Source organism: Parapedobacter koreensis (genome assembly GCF_900109365.1).
Taxonomy (GTDB): domain Bacteria; phylum Bacteroidota; class Bacteroidia; order Sphingobacteriales; family Sphingobacteriaceae; genus Parapedobacter; species Parapedobacter koreensis.
Genome location: NZ_FNZR01000003.1, coordinates 356,035 through 370,712 on the forward strand (window position 1 = coordinate 356,035; position 14,678 = coordinate 370,712).

General features: G+C 49.0%; 12 protein-coding genes. 11 read left to right on the forward strand and 1 reads right to left on the reverse strand.

What is annotated here, in order from left to right:
- The first annotated feature begins 34 nt into the window (after positions 1 to 34).
- The 9 genes from infB (at position 35) to BMW65_RS09355 (ending at position 12,639) form a co-directional block, all read left to right on the forward strand.
- Positions 35 to 2,974, forward strand: a complete 2,940-nt coding sequence (gene infB / locus BMW65_RS09315; protein WP_090604828.1) for a translation initiation factor IF-2 — start codon at positions 35 to 37, stop codon at positions 2,972 to 2,974.
- Between the two features lie 122 nt (positions 2,975 to 3,096).
- A complete protein-coding gene (locus BMW65_RS09320) occupies positions 3,097 to 4,473 on the forward strand; it encodes a tryptophanase (RefSeq protein ID WP_090604829.1) in 1,377 nt (458 codons plus the stop codon).
- A gap of 240 nt (positions 4,474 to 4,713) precedes the next feature.
- Complete coding sequence (locus tag BMW65_RS09325) at positions 4,714 to 5,637, forward strand: formylglycine-generating enzyme family protein (protein WP_245747579.1); 924 nt, start codon at positions 4,714 to 4,716, stop codon at positions 5,635 to 5,637.
- 36 nt (positions 5,638 to 5,673) lie between these two features.
- Positions 5,674 to 6,993 carry a Gfo/Idh/MocA family protein gene (locus BMW65_RS09330; protein WP_090604832.1) on the forward strand — a complete coding sequence of 440 codons (1,320 nt, stop codon included), beginning with the start codon at positions 5,674 to 5,676 and terminating at the stop codon, positions 6,991 to 6,993.
- Positions 6,993 to 8,012, forward strand: a complete 1,020-nt coding sequence (locus BMW65_RS09335; protein WP_245747581.1) for an FAD:protein FMN transferase — start codon at positions 6,993 to 6,995, stop codon at positions 8,010 to 8,012. Before BMW65_RS09330 ends, BMW65_RS09335 begins: the two co-directional genes overlap by 1 nt.
- A 23-nt stretch (positions 8,013 to 8,035) precedes the next feature.
- Positions 8,036 to 8,968, forward strand: a complete 933-nt coding sequence (locus tag BMW65_RS09340) for a hydroxypyruvate isomerase family protein (RefSeq protein ID WP_090604833.1) — start codon at positions 8,036 to 8,038, stop codon at positions 8,966 to 8,968.
- A gap of 87 nt (positions 8,969 to 9,055) precedes the next feature.
- Positions 9,056 to 10,285 carry a nucleoside permease gene (locus BMW65_RS09345; protein WP_090604835.1) on the forward strand — a complete coding sequence of 410 codons (1,230 nt, stop codon included), beginning with the start codon at positions 9,056 to 9,058 and terminating at the stop codon, positions 10,283 to 10,285.
- 93 nt (positions 10,286 to 10,378) lie between these two features.
- A complete protein-coding gene (locus BMW65_RS09350; RefSeq protein ID WP_090604836.1) occupies positions 10,379 to 12,058 on the forward strand; it encodes a GMC oxidoreductase in 1,680 nt (559 codons plus the stop codon).
- Between the two features lie 11 nt (positions 12,059 to 12,069).
- Positions 12,070 to 12,639 (forward strand): gluconate 2-dehydrogenase subunit 3 family protein, encoded by a 570-nt coding sequence (locus tag BMW65_RS09355; RefSeq protein ID WP_090604838.1) that lies wholly within the window; start codon positions 12,070 to 12,072, stop codon positions 12,637 to 12,639.
- A gap of 28 nt (positions 12,640 to 12,667) precedes the next feature.
- Here BMW65_RS09355 and BMW65_RS09360 read toward each other — a convergent pair whose 3' ends face one another.
- A complete protein-coding gene (locus BMW65_RS09360; protein WP_090604839.1) occupies positions 12,668 to 13,558 on the reverse strand; it encodes a M20/M25/M40 family metallo-hydrolase in 891 nt (296 codons plus the stop codon).
- A gap of 143 nt (positions 13,559 to 13,701) precedes the next feature.
- On the opposite strand from BMW65_RS09360, the gene BMW65_RS09365 reads away from it, so the two are divergent.
- The gene (locus BMW65_RS09365) at positions 13,702 to 13,974 is read left to right on the forward strand and encodes a hypothetical protein (protein WP_177181067.1); all 273 of its coding nucleotides are present in this window, start codon (positions 13,702 to 13,704) and stop codon (positions 13,972 to 13,974) included.
- Positions 13,975 to 13,976: 2 nt separating this feature from the next.
- Positions 13,977 to 14,669: a type 1 glutamine amidotransferase gene (locus BMW65_RS09370; protein ID WP_090604840.1), complete on the forward strand. Its 693-nt coding sequence runs from the start codon at positions 13,977 to 13,979 to the stop codon at positions 14,667 to 14,669.
- The last annotated feature ends 9 nt before the right edge of the window (positions 14,670 to 14,678 follow it).

The window sequence follows — 14,678 nt, forward strand, 5'->3', positions numbered from 1 at the left end:
ATCAATACAAAGAAATAAGAGGTAAATAAATTAGATGTCAGAAGGTAAGAGCATAACATTGCTGAAAGCAGCAAAAGAATTGAACATTGGTATAGGTACAGCTGTTGATTTTTTGGTCAAAAATGGCTACGATGTCGAGCCCAAGCCAGGAACTAAATTGGACGGTGATACCTACGATGTTCTTTTACGCGAGTTCCAAGGGGATAAGATTGTGAAGGAAGAAGCCAATCAAATTATCATTGGCAAAATCCGTCGTGAAGAATCTCCTGCGGAAACCGCTGTGCAGCGACCACAAAGAGACATTGAGGCGGAAGAGATTCTGATAAAGAACACCGGCGCTTTTACCCCGGAGGTGCGGCCGGCACAATCGGTTGACAAAGAAAAGGGATCGGAACAGCAGATAGAGCCGGCCAAGACCACCGATGAAAAGCCGCATGTCTCCGGCATGAAAATCGTTGGAAAAATAGATTTGGATAGCCTTAAGGGTGGAAGACACCAGAAAGAAGCGCCAAGAGAAGAGAAGAAAGAAGAGCAGGAAACGAAAGAGATACCGGTAAACAATACCTTGCCTGAAAAGGAACCTGAGCATAAACCAGTGCCGGAACAGGCAGTGGAACCGCGCGAAGAACCCATCAGCAGTGAGCCAGCGCCCCCTGTTCCCCCTGTCCAGGAGGCTGCCCCGGAAGTTCCTAAAGTTCAGGATCGGAAACAGCCCGAGCCAATCAGGGCGAGTGCGCCGGACCCGCAGCAAAACGAGGTTATCAGGGCAAGGGCACAGCGCTTGACTGGCCCGAATGTGGTGGGACGTATTGATTTGACGGCTCATCAGCCAAAAGAGAAGCCTGTAGCCTCCTCTTCCAGTGCTTCAAGCGTTTCGTCACACGATCATAAGCGTAAGCGCAAGCGCAAAGATAAACCCGGTACCCAGCAGCGCCCAGGAGGGCCTAATAATGCTCCGGGACAACCAGGGCAGCATGGCCAGCATGGGGGAACGGCGCCGAAAGGACGCCACGATTTTAAAGGCAAACCACGGCAGGCAACCGAAAGCAGGGAAGAACCGTCTGAAAAGGAAATACAGGATCAAATCAAGGCAACGCTCGCCCGCCTCAGCGGTGCAGGCAAGTCGGGGAAATTTGCACAACGAGCCAAACTCCGTCGGCAAAAACGGGACGACATTGCACATTCAGCCGAAGAGGCAGCGCTCGAACAAGAGGCGTTATCCAAAGTGTTGAAGGTAACGGAGTTTGTTACCGCCAACGACCTGGCAAACATGATGGGGGTGCCTGTAACCCAAATCATTGCTACCTGCATGAGCTTGGGCCTCTTCGTTTCCATCAATCAACGCCTGGATGCTGAAACAATTGCCATCGTAGCCGATGAGTTCGGTTATGAAATTGAGTTTGTAAAACCCGAAGACGAGGAAAATACTGAGCTTGAAGAGCCCGATAATCCAGCAAATTTAGTTCCCCGGGCTCCCATTGTAACGGTGATGGGCCACGTGGACCATGGTAAAACATCGTTGCTGGACTATATCCGTAAGTCCAATGTCATTGCGGGCGAGGCCGGAGGGATTACACAGCACATTGGTGCTTATGAGGTAACCCTCGACGATGGCCGCAAAATAACATTCCTGGATACGCCGGGCCACGAAGCGTTTACCGCTATGCGTGCCCGTGGAGCGCAAGTAACGGATATCGCCATCATCGTAATTGCCGCGGATGATAGCGTGATGCCGCAGACAAGGGAGGCCATCAATCACGCGCAGGCGGCCGGTGTCCCGATTGTATTTGCCTTTACCAAGATTGATAAAGCGGGGGCCAATACCGATAGAATCCGTGAACAGCTTTCAGCCATGAATATCTTGGTAGAAGATTGGGGCGGAAAATACCAGTGCCAGGAGATATCAGGTAAAACGGGCGAAAATGTGGATCTGCTGCTTGAAAAAGTATTGCTTGAAGCTGAACTGCTCGAATTAAAAGCTGATCCAAAGAAACGTGCCGTTGGCTCGGTTATCGAAGCCAGCCTTGATAAAGGCAGGGGCATTGTGACCACGGTATTGATCCTTTCTGGAACGTTGAGGGTGGGATCACCCATATTGGCAGGTTCGCATAGCGGCAAAGTGAAAGCGTTGCATAATGAACGTGGGCAAAAGGTGATTGAAGCGGGTCCTTCAACACCGGTACAGATATTGGGCATGTCAGGCGCGCCGACCGCCGGCGATAAGTTCTACGAAATGGAGAACGAGGTTGAAGCGCGGCAAGTAGCTAACAAGCGCCTGCAATTGCAGCGCGAACAGGGACTACGTACCCAGAAACACATCACGCTGGACGAAATCGGCAGGCGATTGGCTATCGGCAATTTCAAGGAACTCAATGTCATTGTCAAAGGTGACGTAGACGGTTCCATTGAAGCGTTGTCTGATTCGTTGCTTAAATTATCGACCGAAGAAATCCAAGTCAACGTGATTCATAAATCCGTGGGCCAAATTTCTGAATCGGATGTATTGCTTGCCTCGGCTTCGGATGCTATCATCATCGGCTTCCAGGTGCGGCCTTCTTCGAGTGCCCGTAAGCTGGCCGAACAAGAACAGATTGATATCAGGCTGTACTCCATTATCTACGATGCCATTGGAGAGGTGAAAGCGGCTATGGAGGGCATGTTGGAGCCTAAATATGAAGAAAAAATCGTGGCCAACGTGGAAATCCGCGAAACCTTCAAAATCAGTAAGGTCGGCACCATTGCGGGTTGTATGGTGCTCGATGGCAAAATTAACCGTAACCATAGCGTACGGGTCATCCGTGATGGGGTGGTGTTGTACACCGGCCAACTGGCTTCCCTGAAACGGTTTAAAGATGATGTGAAAGAGGTATCCGCAGGCTACGAATGTGGGTTGAATATCCATAATTTCAACGACATCAAAGTAGGCGATATCATCGAAGCCTACGAACAGGTAGAAGTAAAACGCAAGCTTTAAATCAACCATGTGGAAGAATATCATTAAGCGTCCTTCTTAGCGTGAATTGAAAATGTATCGCAGTCCAGCTACGGGCTGCGATACGTGTTCAGTTGACTTTTGGATACGCTTAGTGATTATACATGAATACCATAATTGAACCATTTCGGATCAAATCGGTTGAACCGATTTACTTTACCACACGTGAAGAACGGTTTCATATTTTAAGACAAGCCCATTATAATCCTTTTCTAATCAAGGCACAGGATGTCATCATCGACCTGCTTACCGACAGCGGCACGAGTGCGATGAGTAGCGAGCAGTGGGCCGGAATGATGCGGGGGGATGAAAGCTACGCAGGGAGTGACAGCTTTTTCCGTTTTGAAGAAACGGTAAAACGGATTACGGGCCTTCCGTTTATTATTCCCACACACCAAGGCAGGGCATCGGAGAAAATCCTGTTTACCATCATGGGCGGTAAGGGCAAATACGTGCTCAGCAATACCTTATTTGACACCACCCGGGCAAATGTTGAATTTTCTGGAGCCGAAGGCGTGGATTTCCGTTGCGCGGAAGGCCGCGATCCCGAATTGGACGCCCCTTTTAAAGGGAATATGGATACTGCTGCATTGCACTCATTCATTAGGGAAAAGGGGGCAGCCGCCATTTCACTGGTCATGCTTACCATCACGAACAATTCTGGCGGAGGCCAACCTGTGAGCATGGCTAATGTCCGTGAAATCAGTACAATATGTAAACAACAGGGGATCCCCTTGTTCATCGATGCATGCCGATTTGCTGAAAATGCTTATTTTATCAAATTGCGTGAAGCAGGGTATGAGTCGAAAAATATCCCCGAAATCGCCAAAGAATTTTTTTCCTATGCGGATGGCTGCACCATGAGCGCGAAGAAAGATGCTTTTGCGAATATCGGAGGATTCATCGCGCTCCGTGACGAGCCACTGGCCGAAAAATGCAGAAATCTGTTGATCATAACAGAGGGCTTTCCGACCTATGGCGGGCTTGCGGGGCGCGATTTAGAAGCCATAGCCATTGGCTTGCAGGAAGTGATGGATGAAGATTACCTCAAATACCGGATAAGGAGCATCCAGTATATGGGCAATCAGCTTGATGCGCTGGGCATACCTTACATTAAACCGACAGGCGGGCATGCTGTGTATTTGGATGCCAAGCGGTTCATGGATCATATCCCGGTAGATGAATATCCCGGGCAAGCGCTGTGCACGGCCTTGTACCTGGAAGGAGGGATAAGAGGCGTGGAGATTGGCTCGGTAATGTTTGGCAAATATGCCACCGATGGTAGCTTGGTTTCACCGCCCATGGAGCTGGTGAGGCTGGCAATACCCCGAAGGGTATATACACAAAGCCATATTGACTACGTGACGGAAGTCATCGCCGGGGTCTATAATAAGCGACGCGATTTTTCGGGTTATCGGATTGCCCATGAACCACCTTTCCTACGGCATTTTACAGCCAGGTTCGAACCTGTATCCCCCTGATACCGGGGGACGAAACCTAAAAGTTTTCCACATTGGCCACCGCCCATGGTGTGTAATTGATACACCATGGGCGTTTTTTTGGCTGCGACTACCGCCATTTCATAGAAAGACGAGTTGGTGGCGGCTAAAATACCTTTAGGCATATTTTGCATTTAAATAAAAAGGCTTTAAATTGAGCCACCAATTTTTGAATATATTGCAATGTCTATAAGGCCTTTGTTTTTTGTTTATTTGCTAACTGTGAATTTTGCGGTAGCGCAAGAACATTTCAAACCGTATACCCAGCCCATTGAAGGCACGGTCTTGAGCTTTGTGATGCAACCCATCCCCGGTGGAGCATATACCATGGGAAGCTTAAAGGGCAATACCGATGAACAACCGGCGCATCACGTGCAGGTCGATCCGTTTTGGATGGGTACTTACGAAGTGACATGGGACTTGTATGAACCATTCGTGTACAAAGATTTTGAACGTGCTCGTAGTGGGGGCAACATTTCGCCGGAGGTAGATGCAGTGACCCGGCCTACCAAACCCTACCTGGACATGACGTTTGGCATGGGCAAAGACGGGCACCCAGCGTTGGCCATGACGCAGTACAATGCCATTCAATTCTGCAAGTGGCTCTACATCCGTACGGGTATATTCTATCGGCTACCTACGGAGGCGGAATGGGAGTATGCCTGCCGGGCGGGCAGCGATAGCGAATACTATTTCGGAGATGATGCGGCTGTTTTGGGGGATTATGCCTGGTATCGGGCAAACAGTGAGCATAAAACCCATCCGGTGGGCCAGAAAAAACCCAATGCATGGGGGCTTTATGATATGCATGGCAACGTCGCTGAATGGACCTATGACCAGTATATTGAAGATTTCTACCAGCAGTTTGAGGATGCTACGGCGGATAATCCCGTGGCGGTGCCCGAGAAGTTATACCCGCATAGCATCCGTGGCGGTTCATTTGAGGATAGTGCCGCTGACCTGCGGTCGGCATCACGCCTGCCCTCGGACCCCTCATGGAAGCAGTTGGATCCGCAGATACCCAAGAGCAATTGGTGGTTTCCAGAGGCTCCTTTTATCGGTATCAGGCTGGTAAGGCCACTGAATCCACCATCCGAAGCGGAGATCAGGGCCTATTATGATAAAGCACCTATAAAGGATTATTGAACAGAAAAAAACTAAGATAAATCTAAAACAAAACAGATGAATACGAAGCGTACAGGCGAACAACGCCGTGAATTCCTGAAAACCTCAGCGCTGCTGGCTGGCGGCGCCATGCTTAGCGGGATGCCCATATTGGGAGCATATGCCAGCGGAGACGATACGATTAAAGTGGCCGTGGTCGGCTGCGGCGGTAGGGGTACAGGTGCTGCTTTTGATGCGATTGCATCGGGAGCGAATATTAAAATCGTGGCATTGGCAGATGCTTTCCGCGATAGGTTGGACGAAGCATATAAGACACTGTCGGAGCGCCATGCTGACAAGTTGGACGTACCCGAAGAACGGAAATTCGTTGGGTTTGATGCCTACCAAAAGGCCATCCCATTTGCTGATGTGGTTATCCTGGCCACGTCGCCCGGATTCAGGCCCATACATTTCGAGGAGGCGGTCAAGCAGGGTAAACACGTGTTTATGGAAAAGCCTGTAGCGACTGATATACCCGGCATACGCCGGGTACTGGCCGTTGCCGAAGAGGCCAAGCGGAAAAAGCTCAACGTGGTTGTCGGATTGCAGCGCCGTTACCAGGCCAATTACCGGGAGGCCATCAAGCGCATACAGGATGGAGCCCTTGGGGATATTGTGTCCGGACAGGTGTATTGGAACAGTGGTGGGGTATGGGTGCGGCCGCGCCAGCCCAACCAGACCGAGATGGAATATCAGATGCGCAATTGGTATTATTTCAACTGGCTCTGCGGCGATCATATCGTAGAGCAACATGTTCACAACATTGATGTGGCTAACTGGGTGAAAGGAAGTTATCCCGTATCTATACAAGGTACGGGAAGCCGGGCTTGGCGCACAGGTAAGGAATACGGCGAAATCTACGACAACCATGCCATCGAACTTACCTATGCCGATGGTTCGGTCATCTATAGCCAATGCCGCCATTTCGAAGGCACATCAAATAGGGTCGACGAAACGTTTCAGGGCACTAAGGGCCGGATATACCTTTCAGCGGGCAACGATGCCGTGCTCTGGGATACCAAAGGCAACGAGCTGTACAACCATCCTAAGCGTGGCAATGCCAACCCGTACCAGCACGAACATGTTGAACTGTTTGATGCCATCAGTAAAGGCGAATATAAGTTTGACAATGCGGAGTATGGTGCCTACAGCACGTTGACGGGCATCATCGGCAGGCTGGCCACGTATTCAGGTCAGGTCATCAAATGGGAGGATGCCCTGAAATCCAACGTTAGTCTGATGCCCGAACGTTTTGCATGGGATGCGCTTCCGAAAGTACTGCCGGATGAAAACGGTGTGTACCCCTATGCCATACCCGGTCAAACGGTGGTATTGTAGTGAAAAAGAGAACGGAGCTATTCATTGCGGGGATAGCGGCTTGGTGGTTGCTGTGGGCAGGCACCGGTGATGTTGGCCTGAAGCGGCACACCATCACCGGGTATGCCCAAGGCACGGATTATACGGTCACCTATTACGCGGCAGACAGCTTGATCAGCAAAATAGCCATCGACAGCATTTTGGCCGTGATTGATAGCTCCATGTCGCTGTATAAACCCTATTCGCTCATCACTAAAATCAATGGAAGCGGAAAGGGTTTATTTCAGGTGGATGAGCATTTTGATAAGGTGCTCACGCATTCGTTTGCAATCTATCGCGACAGTAAAGGCGTTTTTGACATTACCGTAGCGCCATTGGTCGAACTTTGGGGATTCGGGGTGCGGAAAATAGCGAAATTCCCGGATAGCACGGAAGTACGCCAAGCGCTGGCTTGTGTAGGGATGGATAAAATCCGAAGGAAAGGTGGCCGATTGGAAAAGCGGGTACCGTGTGTGCAACTGGACATGAACGGCATTGCACAAGGCTATAGTGTGGATGTATTGGCAGACTATTTGGAATATAAAGGAATAGCTCGGTACCTCGTAGAATTAGGGGGGGAGTTGCGTGTGAAAGGCCCCAAGCCCGATGGGACGCCAATGCGTATTGGTATTGAACGGCCATCTATTGGCGGGGGCATGGCAGCGGTCGATGGCGTGATGGAAGTGCAGGAAGGAGCAGTAACTACGGCAGGCAGTTACCGTAAGTTTTTGCAAGACAGCGAACGCAGGGTGTCGCACCATATTGATCCGAAAACGGGATATCCTTTTGATACCGGAATCATCGCCGCTACGATTTATGCAAAAAACGCAGTCACGGCAGATGGATATGACAATGTGATCATGGCCATGCCGCCTGATGAAGCCATAGCATTTGTCAACCAGCGCAAAAACCTGGAGGTTTTGGTCGTCTATAAAGACACTTCTGGCGTTGTGAGGGATACGATGAGTGTAGGATTTAAAAAGTTAATAGTCAGCTATTAAAAAGCAGTATAATCAGTACGACAATGAAAAGAAGTCAATTTATTAGCAAGTCACTGTTGATTACCGGCACGGCGGTCGGCGGCGGGGCATTGCACGCTTTTGGGAATCACACAATGGGAAATGCCGTAAAACAGGAAAACAAACCATTCAACCTCAATTATGGCCCACATCAAGGACAATTCGAAAACCACGCAGGGAAAAGCATGATCGACCAGATCCAGTTTGCATACGATCAGGGATTCCGGAGTATTGAAGACAATGGTTTTCCAGGCCGGTCTGTGGAGGAACAAGAACGCATTGGAAGCTTGCTGGCGAAGCTGGGCATGACAATGGGGGTTTTTGTGCTGGATAAAGGGGGTAATGGTGCCAATACGTTGGCTGCGGGCAAACAGGAATATGTGGATATTTTTCTCAAAGGATGCAGGCAGGCGGTCGAGTTGGCGAAAAGATGCGGTGGTACATATACCACGGTGGTGCCTGGCGATTTTGCAAGAAACCTGCCTCTGGACATCCAGACGGCCAATGTCATCGAAGCATTGCGGCGCGGCGCGGAAATATTGGAACCCCATGGGATTATCATGGTGCTGGAGCCTTTGAGTGACACCCCCGATCTTTTCCTGCGTACATCCACCCAGACGTACCTCATCTGCAAAGGGGTAAATAGCCCTTCGTGCAAAATCCTTTATGATGTGTACCATATGCAACGCAATGAAGGTGACCTGATCACAAACATTGACCGTTGCTGGGATGAGATTGCTTATTTCCAGACGGGAGACAATCCCGGCAGGCGGGAACCCACGACGGGTGAAATCAATTACAAAAACCTGTTCAGGCACATCTACGACAAGGGATACCGGGGTGTCGTGGGCATGGAGCATGGCAAGTCGATGGAGGGCAAGGAGGGTGAAGTGAAGCTGATTGCGGCGTATCGGGAAGTCGATGCTTTTTTGGGTTAATTCCTGTTAAATTTGTTGTAGTATTCATAAATATATCTCATATTCGTTGCGGATTCACCATTCCGTCATTTCACGCAATAATCAATTATGAACATAAGCATAAGAATTAAGTTGTCATTTATGATGTTCCTCGAATTTTTTATTTGGGGAGCATGGTTTGTCACATTAGGAACATTTCTGCCGCAGAACCTTAACGCATCTGGTTTTGAAATAGCAAACGTCTTTTCTACACAATCCTGGGGAGCAATCATCGCCCCCTTTATCATCGGGTTGATAGCGGATAGGTATTTCAATGCAGAACGTATATTGGGGATCCTGCATTTGGTTGGTGCTTTCCTGATGTACCAAATGTATAGTGCGCCAAATGTTGGGGTTTTTTATCCGTATGTATTGGCTTATATGATAGCCTACATGCCTACGCTGGCATTGGCAAATTCCGTTTCGTTCAGACAATTGACCAATCCCGAAAAAGAGTTTTCAGGTATCCGCGTTTGGGGAACGATTGGCTGGATTGTCGCTGGCTTATCCATTAGTTTTTTGGGTTGGGATGCCGAAGGGGGGATAAAAGAAGGACTATTGCGGAATACATTTTTAATGTCAAGCACGGCCTCCTTGATCTTGGGGTTGTTTAGTTTTATATTACCCAAAACCCCACCAATTAAAAAGTCGGTTGAAGACAAAAGCAGCATATCCGAACTATTAGGGTTGGATGCGATCAAATTATTGGGAGATAGGAATTATTTGGTATTTTTTCTTTCTTCCGTCCTTATTTGTATTCCACTGGCCTTTTATTACCAAAATGCCAATCTATTCCTGTCGGAAGTCGGGCTGGCTAATCCCACGGGCAAGATGGCAATCGGACAGGTATCCGAAGCGTTTTTCTTGTTGCTATTGCCCATCTTGTTCACTCGGATTGGGTTCAAGAATACCATCATGCTCGGCATGCTGGCTTGGGCGGTACGGTACCTGCTTTTCGCGTATGGCAACTCCGGTGAATTGGCGTATATGTTGATCATAGGCATCGCGTTGCACGGGATTTGCTATGATTTCTTCTTCGTGTCCGGCCAAATCTATACCGATGCCAAGGCAGGGGAAAAGTATAAGAGCTCCGCTCAAGGGCTGATTACCCTGGCTACTTATGGCGTTGGGCAATTGATTGGTTTTTGGGTTGCAGGATTTATCAGCGAACATTACAAAGCAAACCCAACGAACGATCCCTTTTGGCAGAATGTGTGGCTGGTACCAGCGGGGATTGCAGCGGTGGTATTGTTCCTGTTTGCGGTGTTCTTCAGGGATAAGAAGATAGCGAAAGGCTAATTTTCGATGGCGGTGGGCAATAAACCGGCGATAATGACGTCAATAGTAATACCATACTAACACATAACTAAAACAAAACTATACTAACAAACTATGGCAGATAATGTATATGATGCGATTGTCATCGGATCGGGGATTAGCGGTGGTTGGGCTGCAAAAGAGTTAACCCAAAAAGGACTAAAGACCATCATGCTGGAGCGTGGCCGGAATGTGGAGCACGTCAAGGATTATCATGCGGCGACCAAACACCCGTGGGAGTTTCCGCACCGTGGCGGGCGTACGCAGCAGATGATTGAAGATTATCCGGTATTGCGGCGGGACTATCCCTTGAATGAAAAAAACCTTGATTTTTGGGTAAATGAAAAGGAAAGCCCATACGTTGAGGTCAAGCGTTTCGACTGGTACCGAGGCTACCATGTAGGTGGGCGTTCACTGATGTGGGGCCGCCAGAGTTACCGGTTCAGCGATTTGGATTTTGGGGCCAACATAACAGACGGCCATGGCGTAGATTGGCCAATCCGGTATAAGGATATCGCTTCCTGGTACAGCTATGCTGAGCGATGGGCGGGTATCAGTGGCAACCGAGATGGCTTGGATGTGCTCCCTGATGGCGATTTTTTGCCACCGATGGCGATGAACGTCGTGGAGAAGGATTTGGCGGCGCGCATAAAAACACACTATCAAGGCAAGCGGCACTTCATTATCGGCCGTGTGGCGAACCTTACCGTACCGCATGAAGGGCGGGTCAATTGCCAATACCAGAATCAATGTTCGTTGGGCTGCAACTTTGGTGCTTATTTCAGCACGCAGTCGTCTACGTTACCCGCTGCGGTAGCTACGGGCAACCTAACATTGCGCCCCTTTTCCATCGTCACCAAGATTCTCTATGACAAAGATACCAAGAAAGCAAAGGGTGTGGAGATATTGGATGCGGAGACCAATCAGACCTATGAATATTTTGCGAAAATCGTGTTTGTATGCGCATCGGCATTTAACTCGACATGGGTATTGATGAATTCGGCCACCGATATTTGGCCGGAAGGCTTGGGCAGCAGTAGCGGTGAGCTTGGCCACAATGCAATGGATCACCATTTCCGTTGTGGTGCCAGCGGCCGTGTGGAAGGCTATGAAGACAAGTACTATTATGGCCGGCGGGCCAATGGCTTGTACATACCCCGTTTCCGGAATGTCGGCGATGACAAGCGTGATTACGTACGTGGATTTGGTTACCAGGGTTCGGCGAGCCGTGGCCGGTGGAGTGGTGAGATTGCGGAGATGAGCATCGGCGGCGAGTGGAAGGATGCGATGTGCGAACCGGGCAGCTGGTCTGTCGGTTTTACCGCATTTGGCGAGACACTGCCCTACCATGAAAACCGGATTTTCCTGGATAAGGACGTGAAAGATAAGTGGGGATTGCCGGTATTGGCCATGGATATGGAAATCAAGGAAAACGAATTGAAAATGCGCAAAGACATGATGGAGGATGGTAAGGAAATGTTGGAAGCAGCGGGTGTGAAAGATGTGTTTACGTATGACAACGGTTATGGTTTCGGCCAAGGCATCCACGAAATGGGTACTGCACGCATGGGCAGGGATCCCAAAACTTCGGTTCTGAATGCCAACAACCAGGTATGGGATGCGTTGAATGTGTTTGTCACGGATGGCGCCTGTATGACGTCTGCCGCCTGTGTGAACCCGTCGCTCACCTATATGGCATTGACAGCACGTGCCGTTAATTTTGCAGTGGAAGAATTGAAAAAAGGTAATTTATAGGAATTGAAATCATGAATAGAAGAGAAGCTTTGGCAAGGGTTGCATGGATCATGGGTGGGGCCGTTGTTGGTGCCAATCTATTTTTAGAGGGGTGTACCCGGAAAGCCGCGAAAAACGTTGAGGGCCTGTTTGAGCCGGAGACGATAGATTTCCTTGGCGATGTGGCTGATACCATATTGCCACCGACGAGCAGCCCGGGTGCGAAGGAGGCCGGAGTGGGCGCGTTTATCCCTGTGATGGTGAAAGATTGCTATACCACAGACCAACAAAAAATCGTTATCGATGGACTTGGCAAATTGGAAGATGCAGCAACGGAAAAGTTTGGCCGGAAATTCCAGGAATTGGACGCAGCCGAACGCACGGAGCTTTTGGCAGCCATCGACAAAGAGGCTAAAGACTATCAAAAAAATAAAACCGAAGAAGACGCAGACCATTATTTCCACCTCATAAAGCAGTTGACCTTGCTTGGGTTTTTTACGTCGGAGCTGGGTGCCACGGAGGCATTGCGTTATGTGCAGATTCCGGGTCGGTATGATGGGGATTATCCCTATGCGAAAGGCGATAAAGCTTGGGCGACATAATACGGGGAATGCCCTTGGGTTGTGTATGCTATCGTAATTCGGTGGGATTTCCGTTGTCGATATTTTCCACGGTCGCTAAGATGGCCAGCACAGCGTGATAGAAAAAATCAGGCTGGATGCGTTCATAGGTATCACGCGGCGTGTGGTAGTCGGGGTGATCTTCTACACCGAAGTAGATAAACGGGATGCCTGCCTCATGAAAGGCAGCATGGTCGCTTTGCCTTGTCCAATCGTCATGGCCGCTCCCGGGCTGGTCATGACCCGTTTTAACGGTTACTACGGAGTCACCGCCCTTGATGAAAGGCAGTAAAAAAGGATAATGGTAGGTGCCACAAGCGTATAATTCGTTGTTGTCATTACGGCTCACCATATCCATATTGATATGGAGGATGATTTTGTCCAGCGGGATGGGAGGTTTCTTGACAAATGCCCTAGCACCCCGCAGCCCCATTTCTTCGGCATCAAATGCTGCAAAAATCAAGGTATGGTTAGGCTGCCGTTGGCTGAAATAAGCAGCCAATGCGAGTAGCGCAGATGCTCCGCTGGCATTATCATCGGCTCCATAGTAAATTTGCCCATTACGTTCGCCGAGGTGGTCGTAGTGGCCGGAAATCACGATGGCCCCTTCACGTTTCCCCGGTATGTACCCAATGATGTTGTGTCCGGTGAGTCCGTCTTTAATTTCAAAGGTGTCCAGGTAACCGTGCTGGAAGGATTTTAATTGCAACATGTGGAACCGTTCAGTAAGGTAAGCCAAGGCTTTTTGATGACCTTTGGTGCCTGGTTTTCGGCCGGAAAAGGCGCTGGACGACAGGGTTTTGATGTCGTTGAGCAAGTATTCACGATCTATTTTTTGTGCGGTTGCATCGAAAACGATTAAATAACAGGAAATGATAGCAACAAAAAACCTGACGGACACAATAAACTTGTTTTATAGTAAAAAATTACTCGCGCAAAGTAGTAAAAATGTGATGGATGAGCATCATGTAACTGTATTTTTTCAAATCCATCATTGATAGTTTGGGAGTATTTCAGTAGTATTGTTTATCCAAAGCAAAAACCATGATCACAACTGTAGAATTGATACCTAAGGAAGATATCCCGAAGTATAGGTTGGCAAAGGCATCGGAAGATCATTCCAGGGAGCTACGACCTAAATTGCAAGGTGCTTTGCGGTTAGGCAATGAGTTTAAATCCAAGGCAACCATTACCTTCCAGACACTTGATGGGCCTAAGCGTGTGGAGACAACCGTTTGGACACTTACGGATGATGCGCTTCAAATCAAGAATGGGGTGGTACTGCCATTGGGCAGTTTGCTGGATGTCGAGTATTGACGATGAATATACACTATTTCCAGCATGTGCCTTTTGAGGGACCTGGCTATATTCAGGTGTGGGCTGCTGAAAACGGACATTCCCTGACTGCTACACGTTTTTTTGACTCCCAATACATGCTGCCTGAATTGCCGTCTTTCGACGTACTGGTTGTATTAGGTGGGCCAATGAGCGTGTTTGACGAAGAACGCTATGGATGGCTGGTAGACGAAAAGCGCTTTATCAGAAAAGCCATCGATGAAGGGAAGAAAATCCTGGGCGTTTGCCTCGGTGCCCAGTTGCTCGCCACGGTGTTGGAAGCCGCAGTAAAACCAGCACCCAACAAGGAGATCGGATGGTTTCCGGTGTCCCCCACCGAAGAAGCAAAAAAACTTCCCTGGTTTTATGAATTATTTGCCGACCATCCAATGGTATTTCATTGGCATGGCGATAAGTTTGAAATTCCATACCGCGCTATAAATTTGGCTTCCTCTGACGCTAATAAAAACCAGGCCTTTGCTGTAGACGACCAGTTGCTGGGATTGCAGTTCCATGTGGAAACTACACCGGCCAATGTGAGGGACTTGGTAGCAAACGCCAAGGCGGAGATTGTACCGGGTAATTTTATTCAGGACGAAACCGAATTGGTGTCAGGCATTAGGCATATAGCGGATAACCGGCTTTGTGGGCAGTTGCTGATGCACTTCTTTTCTTAAATTTCAATT

Coding starts and splice junctions, on each gene's coding strand:
- BMW65_RS09370 (WP_090604840.1), top strand. CDS start 13,977: ATGAATATACACTATTTCCAGCATGTGCCTTTTGAGGGACCTGGCTAT.
- BMW65_RS09320 (WP_090604829.1), top strand. CDS start 3,097: ATGAATACCATAATTGAACCATTTCGGATCAAATCGGTTGAACCGATT.
- BMW65_RS09345 (WP_090604835.1), top strand. CDS start 9,056: ATGAACATAAGCATAAGAATTAAGTTGTCATTTATGATGTTCCTCGAA.
- BMW65_RS09340 (WP_090604833.1), top strand. CDS start 8,036: ATGAAAAGAAGTCAATTTATTAGCAAGTCACTGTTGATTACCGGCACG.
- BMW65_RS09330 (WP_090604832.1), top strand. CDS start 5,674: ATGAATACGAAGCGTACAGGCGAACAACGCCGTGAATTCCTGAAAACC.
- BMW65_RS09355 (WP_090604838.1), top strand. CDS start 12,070: ATGAATAGAAGAGAAGCTTTGGCAAGGGTTGCATGGATCATGGGTGGG.
- BMW65_RS09365 (WP_177181067.1), top strand. CDS start 13,702: ATGATCACAACTGTAGAATTGATACCTAAGGAAGATATCCCGAAGTAT.
- BMW65_RS09350 (WP_090604836.1), top strand. CDS start 10,379: ATGGCAGATAATGTATATGATGCGATTGTCATCGGATCGGGGATTAGC.
- infB (WP_090604828.1), top strand. CDS start 35: ATGTCAGAAGGTAAGAGCATAACATTGCTGAAAGCAGCAAAAGAATTG.